The 22,713-nt window shown below is 56.7% G+C and carries 17 protein-coding genes and 1 pseudogene; 6 read left to right on the forward strand and 12 right to left on the reverse strand.

Annotated features, from left to right (window positions below):
* Window positions 1-2: 2 nt before the first annotated feature.
* From L1P08_RS04395 to L1P08_RS04405, 3 genes are read left to right on the forward strand one after another with little or no spacing between them, the layout of a single operon-like run.
* On the forward strand, window positions 3-764 hold the full coding sequence (locus tag L1P08_RS04395; RefSeq protein WP_303618789.1) for a glycerophosphodiester phosphodiesterase family protein: 762 nt from the start codon (window positions 3-5) through the stop codon (window positions 762-764).
* Entirely contained in the window at window positions 757-1,935 is a 1,179-nt protein-coding gene (locus L1P08_RS04400; RefSeq protein WP_438268437.1) for a GNAT family N-acetyltransferase, read from the forward strand. The genes L1P08_RS04395 and L1P08_RS04400 overlap by 8 nt, the downstream gene beginning before the upstream one ends.
* A gap of 47 nt (window positions 1,936-1,982) precedes the next feature.
* Complete coding sequence (locus tag L1P08_RS04405) at window positions 1,983-2,405, forward strand: HIT family protein (protein ID WP_303618790.1); 423 nt, start codon at window positions 1,983-1,985, stop codon at window positions 2,403-2,405.
* Between the two features lie 240 nt (window positions 2,406-2,645).
* Here L1P08_RS04405 and clpA read toward each other — a convergent pair whose 3' ends face one another.
* Complete coding sequence (gene clpA, locus L1P08_RS04410; protein ID WP_303618791.1) at window positions 2,646-5,048, reverse strand: ATP-dependent Clp protease ATP-binding subunit ClpA; 2,403 nt, start codon at window positions 5,046-5,048, stop codon at window positions 2,646-2,648.
* A gap of 12 nt (window positions 5,049-5,060) precedes the next feature.
* Window positions 5,061-5,486 (reverse strand): ATP-dependent Clp protease adapter ClpS, encoded by a 426-nt coding sequence (gene clpS / locus L1P08_RS04415; protein WP_303618792.1) that lies wholly within the window; start codon window positions 5,484-5,486, stop codon window positions 5,061-5,063.
* Between the two features lie 274 nt (window positions 5,487-5,760).
* Between clpS and L1P08_RS04420 the strand changes: the two genes are divergently transcribed.
* Both L1P08_RS04420 and L1P08_RS04425 read left to right on the forward strand, forming a co-directional pair.
* The gene (locus L1P08_RS04420) at window positions 5,761-7,293 is read left to right on the forward strand and encodes a D-alanyl-D-alanine carboxypeptidase (protein ID WP_303618793.1); all 1,533 of its coding nucleotides are present in this window, start codon (window positions 5,761-5,763) and stop codon (window positions 7,291-7,293) included.
* 61 nt (window positions 7,294-7,354) lie between these two features.
* Complete coding sequence (locus tag L1P08_RS04425) at window positions 7,355-7,642, forward strand: hypothetical protein (protein ID WP_303618794.1); 288 nt, start codon at window positions 7,355-7,357, stop codon at window positions 7,640-7,642.
* Between the two features lie 72 nt (window positions 7,643-7,714).
* Here L1P08_RS04425 and L1P08_RS04430 read toward each other — a convergent pair whose 3' ends face one another.
* From L1P08_RS04430 to mgtE, 4 genes are all read right to left on the reverse strand, one after another.
* Complete coding sequence (locus tag L1P08_RS04430) at window positions 7,715-8,602, reverse strand: division plane positioning ATPase MipZ (RefSeq protein WP_303618795.1); 888 nt, start codon at window positions 8,600-8,602, stop codon at window positions 7,715-7,717.
* Window positions 8,603-8,823: 221 nt separating this feature from the next.
* Window positions 8,824-9,246 (reverse strand): DUF1489 family protein, encoded by a 423-nt coding sequence (locus L1P08_RS04435; protein ID WP_303618796.1) that lies wholly within the window; start codon window positions 9,244-9,246, stop codon window positions 8,824-8,826.
* On the reverse strand, window positions 9,243-9,905 hold the full coding sequence (locus tag L1P08_RS04440) for a glutathione S-transferase family protein (protein WP_303618797.1): 663 nt from the start codon (window positions 9,903-9,905) through the stop codon (window positions 9,243-9,245). Before L1P08_RS04440 ends, L1P08_RS04435 begins: the two co-directional genes overlap by 4 nt.
* Window positions 9,906-10,249: 344 nt before the next feature.
* Entirely contained in the window at window positions 10,250-11,665 is a 1,416-nt protein-coding gene (gene mgtE, locus L1P08_RS04445) for a magnesium transporter (RefSeq protein WP_303618798.1), read from the reverse strand.
* A 322-nt stretch (window positions 11,666-11,987) separates the two neighbouring features.
* Between mgtE and L1P08_RS04450 the strand changes: the two genes are divergently transcribed.
* Window positions 11,988-12,323, forward strand: coding sequence for a hypothetical protein (locus L1P08_RS04450; RefSeq protein ID WP_303618799.1), 336 nt, complete (start codon window positions 11,988-11,990; stop codon window positions 12,321-12,323).
* Window positions 12,324-12,687: 364 nt separating this feature from the next.
* Here the strand turns inward: L1P08_RS04450 and L1P08_RS04455 are convergent, their stop codons facing one another.
* The 6 genes and pseudogenes from L1P08_RS04455 to L1P08_RS04480 all read right to left on the reverse strand — a co-directional run bounded on the left by L1P08_RS04455 (window position 12,688) and on the right by L1P08_RS04480 (window position 22,691).
* Window positions 12,688-14,121, reverse strand: a complete 1,434-nt coding sequence (locus L1P08_RS04455; protein ID WP_303618800.1) for a Y4yA family PLP-dependent enzyme — start codon at window positions 14,119-14,121, stop codon at window positions 12,688-12,690.
* Entirely contained in the window at window positions 14,118-15,674 is a 1,557-nt protein-coding gene (locus L1P08_RS04460) for an FAD/NAD(P)-binding protein (protein ID WP_303618801.1), read from the reverse strand. The genes L1P08_RS04455 and L1P08_RS04460 overlap by 4 nt, the downstream gene beginning before the upstream one ends.
* Window positions 15,675-15,679: 5 nt before the next feature.
* A complete protein-coding gene (gene sbnA, locus L1P08_RS04465) occupies window positions 15,680-16,720 on the reverse strand; it encodes a 2,3-diaminopropionate biosynthesis protein SbnA (protein ID WP_303618802.1) in 1,041 nt (346 codons plus the stop codon).
* Window positions 16,721-17,241: 521 nt separating this feature from the next.
* Window positions 17,242-19,797, reverse strand: coding sequence for an HWE histidine kinase domain-containing protein (locus L1P08_RS04470; RefSeq protein WP_303618803.1), 2,556 nt, complete (start codon window positions 19,795-19,797; stop codon window positions 17,242-17,244).
* Between the two features lie 7 nt (window positions 19,798-19,804).
* Window positions 19,805-20,425, reverse strand: coding sequence for a biliverdin-producing heme oxygenase (locus L1P08_RS04475; protein WP_303618804.1), 621 nt, complete (start codon window positions 20,423-20,425; stop codon window positions 19,805-19,807).
* Between the two features lie 157 nt (window positions 20,426-20,582).
* A pseudogene (locus tag L1P08_RS04480) lies at window positions 20,583-22,691 on the reverse strand (catalase).
* Between the last annotated feature and the right edge of the window lie 22 nt (window positions 22,692-22,713).

Genomic DNA, 22,713 nt, shown 5'->3' on the forward strand with positions numbered 1-22,713 from the left:
ACGTGCCATCCGTAACAGATATTCTCAATGCACCCGTAGCCCATCGCGGGTTGCATGATCTGGCCAATGGTGTTGCGGAAAACAGCGCCACCGCTTTTCGTTTGGCGGTGGAGCATGGCTATCCCATTGAATGCGACCTGCAATTGTCGGCGGACGGCATCCCAATGGTGTTTCACGATGACGTTCTGGACCGTCTAACCGAGCTGAAAGGCCCTGTCAGTGCCCTGAGTGCGGCCGAACTGGGCCAGACGCCCCTGAAAAGCAGCGCTGCGGGCGATAGAATTCTGCGTCTTGATGAAATGCTGGAACTAGTCGATGGACGCGTGGGCTTTGCCATTGAACTGAAGCGTCAGGTTGATGGGCGCGATGCCGATCTGGCCGCGGTGAGCGCCGCGATGTTGCGCGATTACGCAGGACCGGTATCGGTGATTTCATTCAGCCCCCGCATTTTGCGCGACCTGCGCCAGCACGGTTTCAAAGGCCCCCGTGGCATTCTTGTTGAACGGTTCAAGAACGACTATGTACGAAAGACGCTGTCTCCCTTGCAGCGCTTCTGTTTACGACACCTGCTGCATTACCCTTTGACCGGGTTCGAGTTTATCGATTGCCATCAAAAGTCGCTGGATCTGCCTGCCGTGCGGCTTTTCAAGACACTGGGTTTCCCTGTCGTCACATGGACGATAACATCACAGGCAGATGCTGACATCGCACTTGAAAACTGCGACCAGATAACATTCGAAGGCTATATCCCCAAAAGTGGCTGAACCAACACTAACCGCGACCATTCACGCATCCACGGAATCCATTCCCGAGGCTGTATGGAACGCGCTTGTGCCGGCAACCGACGGACGGCCCGACAATCCGTTTCACGAGCACGCCTTCTTTCTTGCGCTGGAACAGTCAGGCAGCGCCACCGCCCGCACGGGCTGGCAACCGCAACATATCGTGATTGCGGCGAATGACGAACCTGTCGGCCTCATGCCGTTGTTCCTCAAATCCCATTCTCAGGGCGAATATGTGTTCGATCATGCCTGGGCTGATGCCTATATGCGTGCGGGCGGCAATTATTATCCGAAACTGCAATCAGCGGTGCCGTTCACCCCGGCGACCGCATCCAAGCTACTGGTGCCATCCAACGATCCTGCCATCAGGCGCGGCTTGCTCGACGCAGCTGCACAGCTGACGACAAGACTGGGCGCATCTTCCGCCCACGCAACCTTTGTCTCAGAGGTCGAGGAAGAAGTAGCCGAATCCAGTGGCTGGCTGACCCGCCACGATACCCAGTTTCACTGGCACAATGACGGGTTCTCCGATTTCGAGGCCTTTCTGGCCACGCTCGCCTCGCGCAAGCGCAAACTGATCCGGCGGGAACGCCGGGATGCGCTCGCCGATGGTTTAAGGACCGAGTGGGTCACTGGCGGCGACCTGACCGAGGCGCATTGGGATGCGTTTTTCGATTTTTACATGGACACAGGCAACCGCAAATGGGGACAGCCCTATCTCAACCGCCAGTTCTTCTCCCTGCTCTCTGACGCAATGGCAGACCGCATCGTGCTCATGTTTGCCTATGACGGCACCGAGGCGATTGCCGGCGCACTTAATTTTGCGGGCAAAGACGTGCTTTATGGCCGCAATTGGGGGTGTTCGCGGCACGTACCCTTCCTGCATTTCGAGCTCTGTTATTATCAGGCCATCGATTACGCTATTGCGCATGGTCTCAAAACCGTCGAGGCCGGGGCTCAGGGCGAACACAAACTGTCCCGTGGCTACGCACCCAGTGTTACCCGCTCGATCCACTGGATCGAGCATGCGGGCCTGAGAGCGGCTATTGCGGATTATCTGACACGGGAAAAACTGGCCGTGCTGCAGGATCAGGAAGTGTTGATGCATTTCGCGCCGTTCCGGCGCGGCAACCGCACCGACAGCGACGATTGACAGCCCCCGGAGCCAGTGGCACCAGTTGGCAGAATTTGAGGAGATGGATGATGGACGCTTATGATCCCGATAATATTTTTGGCAAGATTCTCCGTGGCGAGATTCCCTGCCACCGCGTCTATGAAGACGATGACGTGCTCGCCTTCATGGATGTGATGCCGCAGTCCAGCGGCCACACGCTGGTGGTGCCAAGAACAGGGTCACGTAATCTTCTGGATGCGCACCCTGCTGTTCTGGCGACGACCATAGAGCGGGTACAAGACATCGCAAAGGCTGTAAAAAAGGCGATGAATGCTGATGGCATTCGCATCGCCCAGTTCAATGAAGCGGTGGCGGGGCAGACGGTATTCCACCTGCACTTTCATATTATTCCGATGTATGAGGGTGTCACATTGAAACCGCATAGCGGAGACATGGCCGATAATGACGTTCTGGCGGATCAGGCCAAACAGATCGCTGCGGCGCTTTAGCGCTTTTACGGCTTTCCCCTCATCACTGCGCCGTCATTGCGAGCGCCAAAGGCGCGCGGCAATCCAGAGCTACTGACACCAGCGCTCATTGCTCTGGATCGCCACGGCGCTGCGCGCCTCGCGATGACGAAGGGGGTTTTCAGCAAAACCTGAACGGCTCAAGGCTCCCTTGGCCACACACTGAAAACAAAAAGGCCGGTCAAATGACCGGCCTTTTTTTATGCAAGCAGATCGGAACGATCAGCTTTTTTCCTGCGATGTCTTGGACGGGCGCTTGCGCGAGGTCGTCTTTGGCTTGGCTTTCGCCTTTGTCGCGGTCTTTGTGCCACTCTTGGCGCTGCGCACAGCCTTGGGACGGGCCGGCGTTGGTGGCACGGCCACCAGCTCAAGCTGGGCATCATTGCCCTCACCCACCACCGCAACAGTCACGGTGCCACCATCCACCAATTGGCCGAACAAGACTTCCTCGGCCAGCGGCTTCTTGACGTGCTCCTGAATGACGCGACCCAGTGGGCGGGCACCCATGCGTTCGTCATAACCGCGGCGGGCAAGCCAGTCTGCCGCCTCTGGCGTCAGCGTGATCGTGATATTGCGCTCGGCCAGCTGGGATTCCAGCTGCAGCACGAATTTCTCGACGACCTGACGCACGACTTCGGGCGGCAATTGGCCAAAGGAAATAATCGCATCGAGCCGGTTGCGGAACTCGGGCGTGAACATGCGGTTGATGGCTTCCTCGTCATCCCCCTGCTCGCGCTTGCGGCCAAAGCCGATCGGTGCCTTCTGCAGTTCCATGGCCCCCACATTGGAGGTCATGATCAGAATGACATTACGGAAATCAACCGTCTTGCCGGTGTGATCGGTCAGTTTGCCATGATCCATGACCTGCAACAGGATGTTGAACAGATCGGGATGAGCCTTTTCGATCTCGTCGAGCAGCACCACACAATGCGGGTTCTGGTCAACACCATCGGTCAGCAGGCCACCCTGATCAAAGCCGACATAGCCCGGGGGCGCACCGATCAGGCGCGACACGGTGTGCCGCTCCATATATTCGGACATGTCGAAGCGCAGCAGTTCCACACCGAGTGTATCGGCGAGCTGCTTGGCGACTTCGGTCTTGCCGACGCCGGTGGGGCCAGTGAACATGTAGGAGCCGATAGGCTTTTCCGGTTCACGCAGGCCGGCACGGGCCAGCTTAATGGCCGATGACAGGGCTTCAATCGCCAGATCCTGACCGAACACCACGCGCTTGAGATTGGTTTCAAGCCCAGCCAGCAATTCGCCATCGGATTTGGAAACCGAACGTGGCGGGATGCGGGCCATGGTGGCAATGGTGGCTTCGATGTCTTCGACTTCGATCACCTTCTTGCGCTTGTCCTCGGGCACCAGCATCTGGCTGGCCCCGCTCTCGTCGATCACATCGATAGCCTTGTCCGGCAGTTTGCGATCATTGATATAGCGGGCCGACAGCTCAACCGCTGCCTTGAGGGCATCATCGGTATAGGTGATCTTGTGATAGGCCTCAAAATACGGCTTCAGCCCTTTCACGATCTCGACAGCGTCCGGCACAGTGGGTTCGGCGACGTCAATCTTCTGGAAACGCCGGACCAGGGCCCGGTCCTTTTCAAAGAACTGGCGGTATTCCTTGTACGTGGTGGAGCCAATGCAGCGGATCGCCCCGGAAGCCAAAGCCGGCTTCAACAGGTTCGAGGCATCCAGCGCGCCGCCCGAGGTGGCACCAGCGCCGATCACCGTGTGAATCTCATCGATGAACAGCACAGCATTGTCGTGCTTTTCCAGCTCTTTCATCACCGCCTTGAGGCGCTCTTCGAAATCGCCGCGATAACGGGTTCCGGCCAGCAGAGAGCCCATGTCGAGCGCGTAGATGATGGTTTCGCGCAGCACTTCGGGCACGTCCCCTTCAACGATCTTGCGGGCAAGCCCTTCAGCAATGGCCGTTTTACCCACACCGGCGTCGCCAACGTAAATCGGGTTGTTCTTCGACCGACGGCAGAGGACCTGAATGGTGCGGCGCAGTTCTGAATCGCGTCCGATCAACGGATCGATCTTGCCGGCCTTGGCCTTTTCATTGAGATCGACGCAAAAGTCCTGCAAGGCAGAGCTCGGCTGGTTACCGCGCTCACCCTCGTCACCCTGCCCGGCCTCGTTCTCGGCACCCTGAACGGGGCGCGTTTCACCAAGGCCTGACTTGGTGATGCCATGTGAAATGAAATTCACCGCATCCAGCCGTGTCATTTCCTGCTGTTCAAGGAAATAGGCTGCATGGCTTTCGCGCTCGGCGAAAATGGCAACAAGTACATTGGCACCGGTGACTTCTTCCCGTCCTGAGGACTGGACGTGGATCACGGCACGCTGAATGACCCGCTGAAAAGCCGCAGTGGGGCGGGCATCCTGCCCATTGGGCACAATCAGGCTGTCGAGTTCGTCATCGATGAACTCCTCAAGATCCGCCTTGAGGGATTCAATATCAACATCACAACCGGTCAACACCGAGATCGTGTCCCGGTCTTCGGTCAATGCCAGCAGCAAATGTTCGAGTGTCGCGAATTCATGCGCGCGCTCACGGGCCAAATTCATGGCCTGGTGGAGTGCTTTTTCAAGTCCGCGGGAGAATGAAGGCATTACAATCCGATCCTATTTCTTTTCCATCACGCATTGAAGCGGGTGCTGGTTCTTGCGGGCGGCGTCCATGACACGAGTGACCTTGGTTTCAGCCACTTCATAAGGATAGACACCGCATTCACCCACGCCTTGCTTGTGGACGTGCATCATGATTTGCCAAGAGTCCTCGCTCGACCGGTTGAAGACCTCCTGTAAAATCATGACCACAAACTCCATCGGGGTGTAGTCGTCATTGAGCAGCAGGACACGATACATGCTCGGTCGTTTGGTCTTGGGTCTGGTTTTGGTGGCGGTACCGGTTTCAAAGCCAGTGCCGTCATCGCCCTGATCTACATTCTTGTCATCCTTACCAGCGTTTGTGGCCGGCACATGGCGACGCAAAGGTTCGACCGGGTCTTCTGTCCGGTTCGTGTCGCGATACAAATTCAGTTCAGGCATATGGGACAATTCGTCGGCTCGAGAGTTCGGAAGCTTCTTGAAGCCATTATGTAGGTAAAAATCGATCAGTGTTAAGGGCCAAGTTAGTACCAATTGACGATCCGTTCACCGCCTATTGAATTAAATTGGCGGGATTTTACGGATTTGTAACCGCCCGCCTTCTAGAAACACAGCATTGAGTAAGTGTCGGCATGCCATGGGGGTTCGAATGCCGGCGCCATTGTAACGCGTACGAACCGCGTATCGGTTCGGGAGTATTGAGTTGGAGTATCGGGTGATCACCCCAGAACCTGTGTACGGGCTGCGCGATTTCGCGCACCGTTTAGTTGTCATTTTCCTTCTGGCCATGATGGCGCTGGCGGTTTTGCCGTCGCCTGCGGATGCAGCAAACCGGCGTGTGTACGCTGGCATTGTTGTGGACGCCAAATCCGGCAAGACGCTTTATGCCAGCGCGGCCGATGCGGTGCGCTATCCGGCATCGGTGACCAAGGTCATGACGCTTTATGTTCTGTTTCAGGAACTTGAAGCGGGCAATCTGAAACTCTCGTCAAAACTCAAGGTGTCCAAACATGCCGCCGCTGCAGTGCCAACCAAGCTGGGCTTGCGCGCCGGCTCCACCATCTCGGTTGAAGATGCCATCCTCGCGCTGGTAACCCTCTCGGCAAATGACATTGCCCGGACCATTGCCGAAAATATTTCGGGCACGGAAAGCAAGTTCGCCGAGCGGATGACCAAAACCGCCAAGGCGCTTGGCATGAGCCGCACCACCTATCGCAATGCGTCAGGCTTGCCGGATTCAGGTCAGGTCACCACGGCACGCGACCAGGCACGGCTTGGTATCGCCGTTTATCAGCATTTCCCCAAATACTACGAGTATTTCCAGACGCGCAGCTTCAGATACGGCAAGCGCACCTATGGCAATCACAACAATCTGCTCGGCCAAAACGGTGTCGACGGCATCAAGACCGGCTACATCAATGCGGCTGGCTACAATCTTCTCACCGCAGCGCGCAAGAACGACCGGCACATCGTGGTCGTGGGCTTTGGTTTTAATACTGGCGCGGCCCGCAACGCCAAAGTCGCCTCGCTCGTCAAAACATACCTGCCCAAGGCACGCCGCGGCTCCTATGTGGCGCAGGCCAAAATTGCCAAGCCTTCCCCCGGCAGCTCCATCATCCGCTTTGCAGCGGTGCCGGTGACGCCGATGCCCCGCCCCGCGGGTCGCGACATTGTTCTGCCGGCGGCCCTCCCAGCCCCGATTGCCGTGGCAATGCTTGATCCCGGCCAGGCAGCTCCCGCACCGGAACCGCGTCCGATTGAACTGATACCGGCCAATGCGCTGGGTGCAACACAATTGCTTGCCAGTAATGATCCGAACGCGCCCGTGCCGCTGCCCAAACCGAATACGATTGCCGGCGCATGGATCAGTCAGACCCTGCATCTGGAACCGACACCGGGTTCAAACAGCGGCCTGATCCCACCCGCCGCCATTGGCAGCACCCAGGCAGCGCCCGCCGCGATTGACCTTTTGACAAGCGGCAGCGTCACAGAGCCGGCTGTCCAGAATGCGTGGGTGGTGCAAATTGGGGCGTCCGCCAGTGAAAGCGGTGCCCAGTCACTGCTGACAGAAGCTGTTTCCGAAGTCGATAATCTTGCTGACTTCCGGTCATTCGTTGAGACAACCCAAAAGAATGGCCAGACCTTCTACCGTGCCCGTTTCGCCGGATTTGGCGACCGTGAGCAGGCCCGGACTATCTGCGAAAAACTGAAGCAAAAAAACATGAGCTGTCTTGCGATGCAGAGTTAATCCGCACGACGAGACAGCCACAAGGGAAGCACGTTTGGAGCATGTGTAAGGAGTAGCCCAAATGAGCGACAATAGTGCGCTAAAGGAATTGGCAAGTTTTGCCGCCAAATCGCCGCACGCGTCGGACAATCCGGCAGTGCGTCGTTCAGCAATGAATACGCTGATTACCAATCTCGACCACCAGCCTATCCATCGCAAGGTGACGGATTTGCTGGGCACAGTTATGGCCCTGTCGGCTCGTACGCGGCGCATGCTGCAGCCACGTGTCGATATTGACCTTGACGTATTTGCACCGGGCAACAGCCGCGCGGTGCGGCTTTTAATGCGGGACAATGCTGATATCAGCTAACCTGCTTATCCAGATTTTCTCCGGCACCGGACAGGGTGGGCAAAGCCTGCGCTTGCCGGTGCCGAGAAAAAATCAGGCGATCTCGTGATCCCGTTCCTGGCGCGTCTCGTCCGAGGGGTTCCATCCAGACATATCGTCCACATGTTCGGTTATTGGCAGATGCAGGGCGTCAACCAATTGCCGATATTCCTGACGCGCACTGATATGCGACATGGATGGCAATCCACCTAAAAGATCCTCGTCCAGCGGATCGAATACCGTCATCCCCACCGGGAAAAGCGAGCGGAAAATAACCCGTTCGGCAATCCCCTCAGCAACCCGGCAGCCCAGTCGCAACGCGGTGCGCTCCATGCCCGTTTGCACAAGGCGCATATTGCGCGACGACAACATTGAAATGCGGTTCCGCACCAGCACCCAGTCAATCGTGCGGCCATCTATCGCCATGCGTTCCTTGCGCGCACGCTGTACCAAACGGCCATAATGGCTGAGTTCACGCGGCTCGCCTGTCACCGGGTCGACATGCGCCATGACATCGAGATCGATAAGACTGTCATTGAGCGGGGTCACCAGCGTGTCTGCCAACGAATGCGCCAGCCGGGTCAGATGGGTGTCAAAGCCCGGCGTGTCGATGATGATGAAATTGACGTCACGCTCAATCTCCATCACCGCCTGCCGGAACAGATCGAATTCGACCTTCTGGTTTTCGCGGATGGAATCGCCGCGCGTCAGGGGCAGGTGGAAATGAGTCGGGTGCGGCACGCGCAATCCCTTGCTCTGTGACCACTCGCGACGGTTACGGATATAGCTGGTGAAGGTTTGCTGACGGCTGTCCACATCGACAGTAGCAACCTTGAAACCTTGATAAAGCAGGTAGATAGCCAGGTGGAAAGCCGTAGTCGATTTTCCCGACCCGCCTTTCTCGTTACCCAGCACGATCACATGTGCACTTGCCCGGTCCATAATAGCCTCCGGCCCTACCTCGCATGTCATATAGCGCGTCCATACGCGCCGACCTTAGCCCACACAATAGCGCACATGGTTTACAAAAGATTAATGTTAACTGTTCACTACAATGTGGCGCAAAACGGACAAGCCCCATACGTCTTGCCTTTAACGCCAGTGCTACAGGTTTCAGCGCCCCTGTCCGTAGAAATAACGATGGGGCATCCACAGGGGTGTTTCTAAATCAACCCCAGCCTCGCAAGCTCTTCCGCCAGCTCAGCACCATCTTCGTCGACCCCGGGATCGATGTCCGCGGGTGCATCAGCGGGTGTCAGATATCGCCACCCCTGAAAGGGCCGTTTGGGTTGCGGCACCGTATTCACAATTTCGGGCTTCAACAGAATATCACAACATGACCGCCCCTCGGCATCGGTTGTAGCCTCGAGATCGACAATCAGCTGCCGGCAACGAATCGCGCCCCCCATGACCCAGTAAAGCGACCCTTTGCCCACAATTTCGTCGCGCCGTTTCGGCATCATGCGCGTACGGTGGCTGTTCAGCCCGTCGGCCCGGCCAAGCCCGCGTGATCTGTAATACTCGCGATGTTCGATCAGTTCATCGACGCTGGTCACGCCAACGCAGAGCTTGATCAGATTGGTCATTTGGTTTTGCCCTGGATGTAGTCGATCTCGTCCTGCTCAACGATCCAGCTCTCCTTGAGGGCTTCTTCGTGCCATTCCTTGAAGGCAGGCAGATCGTAGATTGCCTCGACATAGTTCTTCGTGAGCGTCGAAACAGGTAAATCATAGGTTCGGATGCGGGCAGCAACCGGCGCGAACATTGCATCCGCGGCAGAAAAGGAACCGAACAGATATGGGCCTGCAGAGCGGGCCAGCAGCTCTCCCCACAACACCTCAAGGCGGCGCAGGTCCGTTTTGATTTCGGCGTAATCGATACGGCCGGGATGGGAGGCGCGCAAGTTCATTGGCGCGGCATTGCGCAGTGCGGTGAAACCGGCGTGCATTTCCGCACTGGCAGCGCGCGCGAGGGCCCGCGAAGCAATATCGGCAGGCCATACGGGCTTATGCGGGTGAATGTCTGCAATATACTCGATAATGGCGATGGTTTCGGTGACCACGAGATCGCCATCAAACAAGACAGGCACTTTACCACTGGGCGAGCGGTCCTGGAGGTTTTCCTGCCATTTTTCGCCACTCAATGGCGCGAATTCTTCAGAGAAGGGAATGGCGAAATGCTTGAGCACCAGCCAAGGCCGCATGGACCATGTGGAATAGTTCTTGTTTCCGATCAACAGCCGCATTTTACCCACCTTCCATGATAAAGGGCGCCGCGTTGCCGGGCGCCCTTTATGAAACTAAAATCCGGGAACCGTTAAAGGCCCCTCTCTCTATGCACCGGCTACGACTGACACCACAAATCCGATAGAAATCAGACCAATAAATGTCCAGCTCGCTGCCCGCCAGCATACGGCCTTAGATTGGCTTCGCATGCACGCTCCTTATAAACAAAACTGTCACCAAGAGATGGCCCGCGCTGGAGCCCCCGTTCAGTAACGTCTGATTAACTACAATCGCGCCGCATTGCAAGATCGAAGTGCGCTTCCAGCGCCGGCTTTTGCCAAGGCAGTTAATCGTCCGCAGCCTGCTAAAGCAGACCGAACCAATAACCTGACAGACCCAAAAACGCAAAAAAACCAACAACATCAGTGACGGTCGTCACAAAGGCGCTGGAGGCGACCGCTGGATCCACACCCACCTTGTTCAGGCCAAGCGGTATGAGAATACCTGATATGCCCGCAGCGACCATGTTGATAACCATCGCCACCGCAATCACGCCGCCCAGGGCTATATTGCCGAACCAGACTGCGGTGACGACGCCGATAATCACCGCAAAGATCAACCCGTTGACGATGCCAACGAGCGTTTCACGGGTGATCAGGCGCCGGATGTTGAACTGGTCCAGTTCCCTTGTCGACAAAGCGCGCACGGTGACGGTCATTGTCTGGGTGCCCGCATTACCGCCCATCGAAGCCACGATCGGCATCAGCACAGCCAGGGCCACCATTTGCTCTATCGTGGCGTCAAACATGCCGATAACGGCGGAAGCAAGGACGGCGGTCACCAGATTGACCAAAAGCCAGGTGACACGGCTTTTGACGGCTTCAAACACGCTATCTGAAATTTCTTCGTCGCCGATACCGGCCAGGGCGCGGATGTCTTCGTCCGCCTCTTCGTGGATCACATCCACGATGTCATCGACGGTGAGCACGCCGACCAGGCGAGCGCTTTCGTCCACAACCGCCACTTCAATCAGGTCATAGCGCTGGAACAGGCGTGCCGCTTCTTCCTGATCCTCGCTCGCCTCAACCTGGAGAACATTGGTGTTCATGATCTTTTCGATCTTGACCGGGCGTTTTGCCCGCAACATCCGGTCAAGCGGCAATATGCCGAGAAGATTGAAACCGGGGTCGACAACATAGATCTGATAGAACTCGTTGGGCAGCCCGTCATCGGTACGCATGTAGTCGATGGTCTGGCCCACGGTCCAGAACGGCGGGATGGCGATAAAGCCGGACTGCATGCGCCGCCCGGCGGATTCTTCAGGAAAATCCAGCGACCTTTTAAGCGACATGCGCTCAAATGCTGGCATTCGGGCCAGAATTTCATCACGGTCGGGCGCGGCAAGATCTTCAAGAATATAGACGGCGTCATCGCTGTCGAGTCCGGCAACGCCGCGTGCGATGTCGGCATTGGGCAGGACTTCCATCAACTCGAGGCGGACGGCTTCGTCAACCTCGGTCAGGGCGGAATAGTCAAAATCGGTGCCGAGCATGCTGACAAGCGCAAAACGCTCATCCGAACTTATGGCTTCGAGCACGTCACCGACGTCAGAAGCATGCAATTCGGCGAACAGACGATGAATTTCCTCGGAATCCTCATCAGCGAGACGCTGACGCAGTTCTTCGATCCATTCGGCGGACAAGCGGTTTTCGTCGTCGCGCAGTTCCAGCTCTTCCGGGACCATGCTGCCTGCCGCAGCTATTTCGTCAAGTTCGCTCATATCAGCTCCGTCCAGAGCGCCAAAATCCACATCTCGGGCTGAGCATAACGGCCGCATGCCGACGGGACCTGCCCTACCCGGTACTCAGTACAGATCAATAGAGAACTAATATGCACAAAGGCATAACAACGCACTATTTGCCGAATGATTTTTTTGATGAACCGACCGGTCAGCTGCCCAGAAAATGCGCGGCGGGACCAAATTTTGTATTCGCGGATTTGGCGGCCTTCATTGCACCATGAACACATAAGTCCGCAGATGAAACCTGACTAGACTCATCCAGTTTTTTAGGTTTTTATATACCTATATTTTGGGGGATATTATGAAGACTCTCGTTTGCTTGGCCGTCACGGCCCTGATCGTGACTGGATGCGCAAAGCGTCCCGAAACGATTGCACCCGCCTATGTTTCGGAAGTGACCTATTCACATCTCGACTGTGGTCAACTTGCAAAGGAACAGCAACAACTCAACCACGCCTACACGACTGCGGCCCAAGCCCAGAATGATGCGGCCACCGGCGACGCTGTGGGCGTGTTGTTTCTCGGCCTGCCCACATCAACACTTTCAGGTGGGAATATTGCAGCGCAGATCGCTGACCTTAAGGGCCGGCAACAGGCTGTGCAGCAGGTCATGATAAGCAAGAAATGCGCAACTTAGAGGCCGACGATCTTTTAAGGGGCCACCACCCATTCGCGAAAGTCATGCGGTGACCTTGCACGGCTTGTCCATCCTGGTGCGGTTGAGAAAACTAACCTGAGACCCTGGCCCCCTCCAGTTTTGAGTAGCGTTCGCGCCAACCAGGGCATGGATGGATGAAGCAATGGCGGTTCATGGAAGAGTAGAACATCGAGATATTGCGGGAGCTGAAAGCCGACACGCGGAACGCATGGATTGAGCCAGTGCCAATACCGTTTAAAATCGCTGCGGCTCTTCGGCCCCGCATGCTGTCGCAGGCGTGATCAAGGAAAGCTGCCCATCACTGATTATTGCCAACTGCAACGAAACAGTCGGGTTATGCCAGTCAAGTTTCAATGCGATCAACCTTCGCGGGCAGCGCCGCCTCGGCGGATAAAAACACGTTGGTAGCCAACGGAAACTGGTGTGAACGGCTTTCCAGAAAATGCATGAGGTAGCCTGCCGTGTTCACGAACACCATGAGGTCCCCAGCCTGCACGCCATTTGGGAACACCATCTTGCGGCGGGTAAGCCATTCGCTTTCGGTACAATATGTGCCGGCCAGATAGCCTTCAACCGCTGCACCAAAGGGCCGCGGTCCTGGAACCATGAGAGGGTCCAGCGCGAATTCGTCAAAGCCGGAACGCGATTGGGTGCGGTTCATCTGCACCCCAATCACTGGTGTTCCATTGCTGTCGTGCTTGCAAAAAGCGACCCGCGCCACCGTTATGCCGCATCCGTCCAGCAGGGCGCGCCCCGGCTCACACCGCAAGGATAGTTTGGCCTCGCGCAAGCGCGCGGCGATTGACCGATCCCCATCGGGGGCATCAAGGATCTTGCGTAGCCAATCAGTTTGAACCAGAGGCTGCGCAACTGGATAGCTATCGACTTTGCCGGTTATTCCATTCGGCCCCGACTTTCGCCCAAGGCCATCATTGTGCTGCGTAATCGGGTCACGGGAACCAACCAAGGCAGCATCCAACTCACCAACCCAGTTGTCCCATTGGTCCGCGTCGGCGAGATAATTCATGGGAATACCGCCGCCGATATCGAGAAAGAAATCGTCCTGTTCACTCCCCCTGATTTTGGAGATCACGCGCAATGTCTGAGAAATGGCTGCAATACGATCTTCGGCGCTATAGCCGTTGAGGTGAAAATGCAAACCGTCCAGCCTGATTGTTTGCAACGTCTCCAGCCGTGCTGCAAGCGTGGCAATTTCTTGCAATGGAAATCCGAAGCGCGAATAGAGCACTCTGCCATCCCGCACAAACCCGTTCACACGCAGGCCGACCGAAACCATTCCGCCATGGTCCCGCATAATCTCTTCCAACAATGCCAACTCGTCATGGTTGTCGAGAATAATGGTCACGCCGTTGGCGGCGCATAGCGTCAACAGCGCGCGGTCCTTGACCGCCGCGGTGCAAACGATCCTGTCGCCGGGAACACCCTGCACCAGACATTGCTGAACCTCGGCATGACTGGCCGTATCAACGCCGATACCCATGTCGCGGGCCGCGTCCACATAGGTCAGACACTTGTTGGCCTTGCGCGCGAACATTGGCAGAAATGGAAGGGCAAACTCGCTCACACAGTCGCGGAGCGCCGCAATATTTTTGCGAAACGGGGCGTCGGTCTGGATGTTAAGCGGAGCACCAAATTCCTCGGTGAGTGTCTGCAAACGGGGTTGATCAGCGATCAGCTCAAACATCCACTCTTCAAGCCTGGGGCGCAGTGGGACAATACCATAGCAGTGGTCAAAGACTGATGCGGCGGGGATCACGCGGTTTGCTCCAATCCGGGGTGTGCAGGTACAGCAGTTACGCTTGTGGCATGTGCCGCCCATCGTATCGGCAAATCGTGCAAAGTGCGCGACAGCGTATCGTTGCCCAGTACGCTGCCCTCAGTCGCGCGCCCTATTATCGACAGACCGGGTGTCACGATGTCATCAATTAGCGCTTGCGCCCGGTCATTTACAATGACTCCTCCCAAAGCCCCAACGCTCACATAGTCGTTGCGCAACAAATCTGTTAGCGGCTGTGACAGCGCCGCACCACCTGCGGGTGGGATTGTGGCATCGATGGTGATATCGGCCGACATATCGCCAGACAAATGCTCAAAACTAACCAGCCCCGCCTCTTCTAAACAGATCAGTTTACCTACGTTTTGTGCGGGCGGCCCGAACGCCAGCCGCTCCATTTCGGCAGCGGCGTTGCGGAAGCGGGTCGCGTCCCTCGTAGAAAGCTCCCTGTGGCTGATCCACCGGACAAGCACAGGGTAGCACCGCCGCCAGGCTTCGCCCAGAGCCCAGCATATGTCAGGCGGCATGGCACCAACCGCAACGGCATAACCCATACGCAGTTCATAGCGACACCGCTCGGCGTCGAATGCTGCCCCTTGCCAATCGGCGAAGAATGCTGCCGACGTTCCCGGCGTCATTTCAAGCGTGCTATCTGCAATCCGTAATAAGGCGGGCCAAATGTCATCGCGGAACGTCGCATCGGGTTGTCTGGCCAGGAACGTTTCGAGGTCGGCAACCTGTGCCCGCCAGAATGCTCCGTCCTGAGGCGGTACGAAGTGATCGGCTTCAACCTTTGCCCGCATCGGTCGACCTGTACGGCTAAAGGGCGCGATAACGCGCGGCTCATCCCCGCAGGGTTGATAGGCGTAGCCGTATTCTTTTTCCGTGAACACACCACCACGACCTTCGGTCAGCGCCAGCACGGTGTCGATGAAAGTCAGGGCAAAGCCCTTGCAGATCACCGATGCGCCGGGCGAGACCTTGTCTCTCGTCAAGGCGGCGTCGATCGGGAACGGCGAAGAAATCTTTTCTGCGCTGTTGGTCTCGCCCTTGCGTGACCAGTCCTGATGCCCGGTACTTACCAGCACCTCATCGGCAACGATGGTGCCCGGGGACACCATCCACCCACCCCGCAACGGGCGCAGCCCAGTGACCTCAGTGGGATGCAGCGTGAGATGGACGTTCAACGGCACATCTGCGGCGACCTTATCAAAGCACCACCCCAGATATCGCCCCACCACGGCGCGTGGAACGTAGTCGTCGGCCCCAACGGCTGTGCCATTTTCCGCGAGCCACGCCAGCAGGTTTGGCCCGCGCCCGTCGGTCCAGGCATCGATCATATGGGCGGGGAAATTCATAAGCAGAATGTCTGGTTGTTCCGGATCGTAAATCGGGCCAGCACCGGGGTAAGGAGATGGCTCGAATATGTGGACGTCGAACGTATGCGACGGGATGTCCCGCGCGGCCTGACATAATGCGTCCAGAGCATAGAACCCCTTTGGTCCGCAACCGATGATGGCAATGGTCTTGCGCAATGTTGTCACGCCACCGAAGTTTCCAACCCAGCCAACGCCAGCACCTGGTCCTCTGGAACGCCCAATTCCCGCTCCACCCAATCGGGATCGAAAACAGTCCCTAAATAGCGCGCGCCGGAATCATGGATGATTGCAACGGCAGTCTTGCCGCGCAACTTGTCCTGCATGCTGCGCACCGCCTCAAGCACGCCGCCACCTGAGCCGCCAACCAGAAAACCTTCGCGCGCAACAGCCCGGCGGCACCCTGTAACGCAGGTGATATCAGCCACGCGGATGACATTGTCAAAGCTCTGCCCCTTGGCAAGTTCCGGCACCCTACCAGCCCCCATCCCTGAGATTTTGCGCGGCCCGGCGACGCCATCAAAAAGTGTACTGCCTTCAGCATCCACAGCAACCACTTTGGTCTTGCGTCCCATGCGGCGAAGGTAATCGCGACAGCCGCGCGCGGTGCCGGTGCTGGAGCATGCAACAAAAAGGTAGTCGATCTGATCGGGTAAAGCCGCATCAATCTCCGAGATTGTGCCGGCTTCATGTGCTGCCGGATTGTCGGTATTGGCATATTGATTCGGCCAGAACCGATCTGGCGATGCCCGAAGCAACTCGGCCACCCGTTCCAAACGTGCGGCGAGGAAATCACCGTCGATAGCAGCCTCGACCAGCTCGATCTTGCCACCCAAAGCGCGGATGATCGCAACGTTCTGCGCCTGAGCGTTGGGATCTACGACGCAGATGAATTTCAGGTTGTGAACAGCACAGGTCTGCGCCAGTCCGATGCCCATGTTGCCGGAAGACGATTCCACGACCGTATCGCCCGGCGACAAGCGACCATCAGCAAGGGCGCGCTCAATCATATAACGAGCTGGACGATCCTTGGCACTGCCACCGGGATTCAGCGCCTCAACCTTGGCGATCAAATTAACATCTGTCAGATCGAGATATCGATGCAGGCGCACCATCGGGGTTTGACCGACCAGATCTAGCACGTTGTGCGCGATGCGCTGGGTCGGGATAATGGCGGCAAAATCTATTTTTGACTGAACGTTCATCGGGCCGCCCTCTCGGAGTTGGCACTGTCGGGGTCCGTCATAACCGAGGCACTGGAAGCTCTATCGCCTAGCCGAATGCAAATAGGCGTGACCAGAACCTGGGTTTTAAAGACTTGGATTATCGGGAGTGGACTGAACCCGACACCTGACAATTCAAACGTCCGATATGCCAAAAAGTTCCATTTATTGGAGCGCGGATAGACCCGGCTGAGCCAGATCAGTTTCCACACTCAGAGATGGCTGGGGATCGCATTGTGACCGCCCCCAAAAAGCAGGGCCGGTCCGTATGTGGTGCCCCCACGGTCAACAAGCCATGTTTCGATGTGATATTGATAAAAATACGCTTGGACATGGGCCCGTGATCCAGACGGGGCGCCACGGTACGTAAAAACATCGTCACAGCTCTCATTCGGCCAATTCGTCACTATGCCCGAGGGGAAGAGCGAGTGAGAAATATTGCGAATAGTTTTATACGCGAGCGGGGTCGCTATTGCGGGAACGGAAATGTGTCCTACAACTTCCTAGATTCGTTGGTTTTTTTGCCAGGAGGCCCCGAGACCGGCCATATCGTAAGGCTTAGCCAACACAAGTTCGTTCCGCATTTCCTCGGGCAAAACGCTGTTCTCGCCATAGCCCGATGCAAAGATGAACGGAATTCCCAGTTCCCTGAGTTTACTTGCTACAGGTAAACTCGTTTCGGTCCCCAGGTTGATATCGAGCAGCGCGAATTCAAAATCTTCATGCTCCATTGCGTCCAATGCCGACCGCACGTTTGCGCAAACGGAGATGTCGCGCGCACCGAGACGCCTCAGCGCATCTTCACCATCCATCGCAATGAGCAGATTGTCCTCGACCAGCAGCACCTTTTCAGGAAATGACAAGCTGTCGGATGGGGCCTCCGGAGACGTGGAAACGCTTTTCGGTCTCACGTTCGAGACAGGTGCGTTGCGCACATGGACTGCAGGGATACTAAATTCAGCACGCACACCAGTCACTGCGAACTCGACATTGGCGGTCCCGCCAAGTTCAAAGGGTATTGTCCGGTCTATAATGGTCGTGCCGAATCCTCTGCGGGTGGGTGCCTGCACGGCAGGGCCACCGCTTTCCTGCCATTTGATGCCCAGCGACTGGTCGGGCTGGCGTTCCAGCGTGATATTGATCTGACCGGAGCGATCGGAGAGCGCGCCATATTTCGCCGAATTAGTAATGAGTTCGTGCACCACAAGCGCCAGGCTTGAAAAGGCCGCCGGCACAAGCAGGACATCGTCACCGGACAAAACCACGCGATCCTTATTGTCCTGCAAGTACCCTTCCGCCTCAGTCCTGATGAGTGACTGTAGGGATGCAGGCGACCAATTATCCTTTGTGATCTGGTCATGGGCTCTGGCGAGAGACTGGATGCGGCTGTCGAGTACCTGCATGAAGTCCCAAGTCGTCATGTCCGCACTATGTGTCTGATTGATCAGGCTGCGGACCAAACTCAGTATGTTGCGAACCCGGTGGTTGAGCTCCGCGATCAAGAGTTCCTGCTTCTCGGTCGCGCGTTTGCGTTCTTGAGATGCTTCCTCCATCAGTCGAAGCACGACCTCAAGAAAGGTGATACGCAACTGTTCTGCGGCACGAAAATGTGCGCTAAGCCATTCTTCGCTCTGCCCTTCAACAGTCGCCTGCCAGGTTTCAAAGCTCTTGCGAGGCGTAAGACGGCTCCCGTTGGGTCCCAGGGACGCAGGCTTTTCGGGATTGCCTGCCCAAGACACCTTTTTGGTCACTTCGCGGCGAAAGAACATGATGTAGTCGCGCGGTGCCTTCGAAATCGGGATCGCCAGCAATCCACAGGCACGTTCGGTGAAGTCGGCTGCAGCGGGCACGAGGCCGCGCAATTCCGATGTGGCGACGATCTTGCCCGCGGGACCGCGGTTCAGATGGTTTGTGATGATAGTGATCTCATCCTTTGTCGGCACCATGCCAACGCTATCTGCCTTGCCCTCGAAAAATATGGCAATACCGTCGGCCCCCATGAGCTCCATGACCTCATCGGCGCTGGCGAGCAGGATTTTTGATTCACCCATTTCAGCGCCGGCCGATCGGGAAATGGCATTGGTGAGTTCCCGGGTACGGGTTTCAAGCTGGCGCTCTTGCATAGAGAGCTTTTCGCGCAGGGTGAGCGAAAGCATCTGCCCGAATAATAAAAGCGCATTGCGGGTGGACTGGCTCAAGAGCTTCGTCGAATTATGGTGGCACGCAATAAGCCCCCATAAGCTGTTGTCAACAATGATGGATATCGACATCGATGCACCGACGCCCATATTGCGCAGGTATTCAAGATGGATCGACGAAACACTACGAAGCACCGCGTCGGACAGGTCCAACCCTACTGCCCCGCCGGGCATGATCGGGACGCTATGGTCATTGACATCAGCGATAACGCGTATCGGATTTCGCACGTAAAGTGCACGCGCCTGTTTCGGGATGTCGGACGCTGGATACCGCAGGTTCAAGAACGGCTCCATTCCTGCGGTCAACGATTCTGCAACAACTTCTCCGGTGTCGTCAGACAGGAACTTGTAGGCCATGACGCGATCATAGCCGCCAAAGGCCTTCACAAACCGGACGGCGTACTTGAGGGCATCGTCGATGCTCGTTGTGCTCGCAATGCGCTGGATTGCGTGCTGAACGTTGGCGATTTGGTCCTGCACCGAGGCGGATAAATCACTCGGTTCAAACTCAAGAACGATCGTGTCCCCCGAGACGTGGATCGAGACATCGTAAAGATGACCCTGGTCCCCGACCTGCACGCCCGCAGCAACTTCCAACCCTACGCGCATGCCCAGATGTTGAAGGCGATTTCGGATTGCGTGTATCGCCTCCTCGTCAAGTACCTCTGAAATCGGCCGGCCCAGCAAAGCATCGGTGTTTTCAACCGGCAAAAAAGAGGCAACGTTGTTGGAGGCGTACGCGACCATCCAGTCAGAGGTCAGGCCTAGCAAAAAACCAAACGACTGTACTTGCCCCAGAAGGTGAATTGGCTCGCGGTCGCAGTTTGTTAGATCGACCTCTGTATGCGTTACATCGTTCATTGGTCAATCAAGCTCCGTGTTCGCAGGCGACCAGATAGGCCGAAAAAACTGCCTGGGCGCTTTCGCGCATCTCTGCAAGGTCGCTCGGCGACCATTCCCGCGAATTCAGCCAGTTTACAAAGGATGGCCAGAATTTTTCGTCTGCCCCATGAGACAGAAACGCGACAGGAAGATCACGATCCGCTTGCGCGTCCAGCTGGCGCAAGAGAACCTTCGCTCCGAGCCTGGATCCCTCCAACACATATATTGCACCGGCGAATGCACCCAGCGTGACGCGGATTGCTGTCTCCACTTTTTCAGGCTGGGATTCTCCCAGGACGCGGAGATCGTCCAAAAGCGCCGCGCTGCGCCAACGGCGTGCAGCGTCTGGGAGCGCAGAGACATGCGGGTTCGTTTGCAGGGCTTTTTCCAGAGGAACCAGCACCCGTGCATGATAGCGGAGATGACGACGATAATCGTCGACAGTCTCCATGCGTTCAAGCGTCATCGCCCTGTCTAAGCGCTCATGCAGCCCTGCAACAGAAGCCGCGAGGTGCGCTCTAGCAGCAATCTTCGAAGCGTCGTAATCCATTTTATTCATTCGTTGAATGTTTTCGATACTCACTGACTTCGAAGGAAAAATCCGCATGGGTGGCGCTTCGTAACCCCTCCACATCGCAGCATAACCGATGAAGGAGCATGCGCAACCCGAACCTGATGAAAGCACAACCGTGTCCGCTCTGGTTCCAAAACGAAAAACGGCGGCGTCTTCCGACGCCGCCGTCGCATGCATTGTAACACGGTAACTAGCCGAGTTTTGCCTCTCTTTTCCAGAAACGAAGTTGACGACACAGTGCCACAAAATCCTTGCCGTCCCCTTTCTTCGAAAGTTCCCGGCATCCTTCGTCCAATTCGGACCGGACCCCCGCCTTTTCCAACAGTGGACCGGTCTCTGCGGTGTACCCGATAAATTTGCAGTGGGCGAAAGCGTCAGCAACGAAGTCCCGCGCCGCAGGTATCTTGGTGAGCATCTCGCAACCCTTTTCCGACACGAGAATTGCAACGGCGTCGTAAAGGATGGACGGTCCGCCATCGATTTTTTGCTGAGCCTCGATCCATGTGCCGTCGCTCGCTTTAACGCCGCCGACCTGGGGCGCAATAAACTCTATCTGCGCGCCTTCCTTTTCCAGAGCCGCCTTGAGACCCTCGAGGATATCGATATCGACACCATCTGTTATCAACGCGCCGAGCTTGCGACCGGCAAAGCTCTCTGATCCGTTGAGGATGATGGAAAGTTTCGGCGACTCTTTAAGATCGTCCCGCGGGGTCATCGCCGCGTCGGCTGGCTTGGGCTTCGTCTTCAAACCCAGACCCTTGACCACCTTGTCGGCGAGGTCCTCATCCACATTCAGGAGGTGTGATACGACGCGCTCCCGGATAGCCAAAGTCTCCACTTTGGAAAGTTCAAACACAAACGCGTCGGCGATATGATCTTGCTCCGTTTCGGTCTGCGAACGGTAAAACTGCCGCGCCTGGCTGTAATGGTCGGCGAAGGTTTCGGATCTATAACGCCCCTTCGGCCCTTCGATTTCTTCGGGAAAGGAAGTGAAACCCTTCTCCGGGTCCTCGCGTGGACCGCCCTCTTTGCCCCAAGAGTTGGGCTCGTAATTTGCCCGTCCTGCAGGATTATGGAAGGCCATGTGCCCGTCCTGCTGGAAGTGATGGAACGGGCAGCGTGGGGCATTGATGGGCAGGTGCGTGAAATTCGTCGACCCGAGCCGGGAAAGCTGCGTGTCGAGATAGGAAAAGTTACGACCCTGCAATAGCGGGTCGTTGGTGAAGTCGATTCCGGGGACCAAATTGCCGGTCATGAAGGCAACCTGCTCGGTTTCCGCAAAGAAATTGTCCACACAGCGGTTCAGCACCATCCGCCCGACGATACGGACCGGCACCTGTTCTTCGGGGATGATCTTGGTGGGATCGAGCACGTCGAATTCGAACTCTTCTGCAAATTTTTCGTCAAAGACCTGCATGCCGAGCTCCCATTCGGGATAATCGCCCATTGTGATCGCGTCCCACATATCGCGGCGATGGAAGTCCGGATCAGCGCCGTTAAGTTTTACCGCCTCGTTCCAGACAACGGATTGCAGGCCCTGCTTGGGTTTCCAGTGAAACTTGACGAAATGAGATTTGCCGGCGGCATTTATCAGCCGGAAGGTGTGAACACCGAAGCCTTCCATGAAGCGCAGGGAGCGCGGGATAGTGCGATCGGACATGATCCACAACGCCATGTTGATCGATTCCGGGGTCAGCGAGATGAAATCCCAGAAATTGTCGTGGGCAGTCTGGGCCTGCGGAAAGCCGCGATCAGGCTCCTGCTTGGCAGCATGAATGAGATCGGGAAACTTGATGGCGTCCTGGATAAAGAAGACCGGGATATTGTTGCCAACCAGATCCCAATTGCCTTCCGTGGTGTAGAATTTGACGGCAAAACCGCGCACGTCGCGCGCCAAATCAGGTGACCCCTGATTGCCGGCAACGGTTGAAAATCGGGCAAACAATTCTGTCTTCTCGCCTTTTTTGAAGACGGCGGCGCGCGTAAGGTCGGAAATATCCTCTAACGCCTCAAAGAAACCATGCGCCCCAAAGCCACGGGCATGAACGACGCGCTCTGGAATGCGCTCATGGTCAAAATGGAAAATTTTCTCGCGGAAATGCTGGTCTTCGAGCAGTGTGGGGCCGCGACCGCCCCCCTTTAGCGAATTCTGGTCATCAGCGACCGGCGTGCCCTAGGCAGTCGTCAGGGTCTCGACGCCATTACCGGCAGTTTGATGAATTTCTCCGCCCGTACCGCGAAGAACTTTTTGGTCTCCGAGCGTGGCCGTGCGCGCCTTCTGCGTTGTACTTTTCGCCATGGTTTCCTCCAATGCAGGGAAT

It is taken from the genome of Mariluticola halotolerans, assembly GCF_021611515.1.
In the GTDB taxonomy this organism is placed as follows: Bacteria; Pseudomonadota; Alphaproteobacteria; order Rhizobiales; family Devosiaceae; genus Mariluticola; species Mariluticola halotolerans.

Bases quoted from the DNA above. Each gene is read 5' to 3' on its own strand.
- L1P08_RS04405 (WP_303618790.1), top strand. From the start codon at position 1,983: ATGATGGACGCTTATGATCCCGATAATATTTTTGGCAAGATTCTCCGT.
- clpA (WP_303618791.1), bottom strand. From the start codon at position 5,048: ATGCCTTCATTCTCCCGCGGACTTGAAAAAGCACTCCACCAGGCCATG.
- clpS (WP_303618792.1), bottom strand. From the start codon at position 5,486: ATGCCTGAACTGAATTTGTATCGCGACACGAACCGGACAGAAGACCCG.
- L1P08_RS04425 (WP_303618794.1), top strand. From the start codon at position 7,355: ATGAGCGACAATAGTGCGCTAAAGGAATTGGCAAGTTTTGCCGCCAAA.
- L1P08_RS04430 (WP_303618795.1), bottom strand. From the start codon at position 8,602: ATGGACCGGGCAAGTGCACATGTGATCGTGCTGGGTAACGAGAAAGGC.
- L1P08_RS04435 (WP_303618796.1), bottom strand. From the start codon at position 9,246: ATGACCAATCTGATCAAGCTCTGCGTTGGCGTGACCAGCGTCGATGAA.
- L1P08_RS04440 (WP_303618797.1), bottom strand. From the start codon at position 9,905: ATGCGGCTGTTGATCGGAAACAAGAACTATTCCACATGGTCCATGCGG.
- mgtE (WP_303618798.1), bottom strand. From the start codon at position 11,665: ATGAGCGAACTTGACGAAATAGCTGCGGCAGGCAGCATGGTCCCGGAA.
- L1P08_RS04450 (WP_303618799.1), top strand. From the start codon at position 11,988: ATGAAGACTCTCGTTTGCTTGGCCGTCACGGCCCTGATCGTGACTGGA.
- sbnA (WP_303618802.1), bottom strand. From the start codon at position 16,720: ATGAACGTTCAGTCAAAAATAGATTTTGCCGCCATTATCCCGACCCAG.
- L1P08_RS04470 (WP_303618803.1), bottom strand. From the start codon at position 19,797: ATGAACGATGTAACGCATACAGAGGTCGATCTAACAAACTGCGACCGC.
- L1P08_RS04475 (WP_303618804.1), bottom strand. From the start codon at position 20,425: ATGCGGATTTTTCCTTCGAAGTCAGTGAGTATCGAAAACATTCAACGA.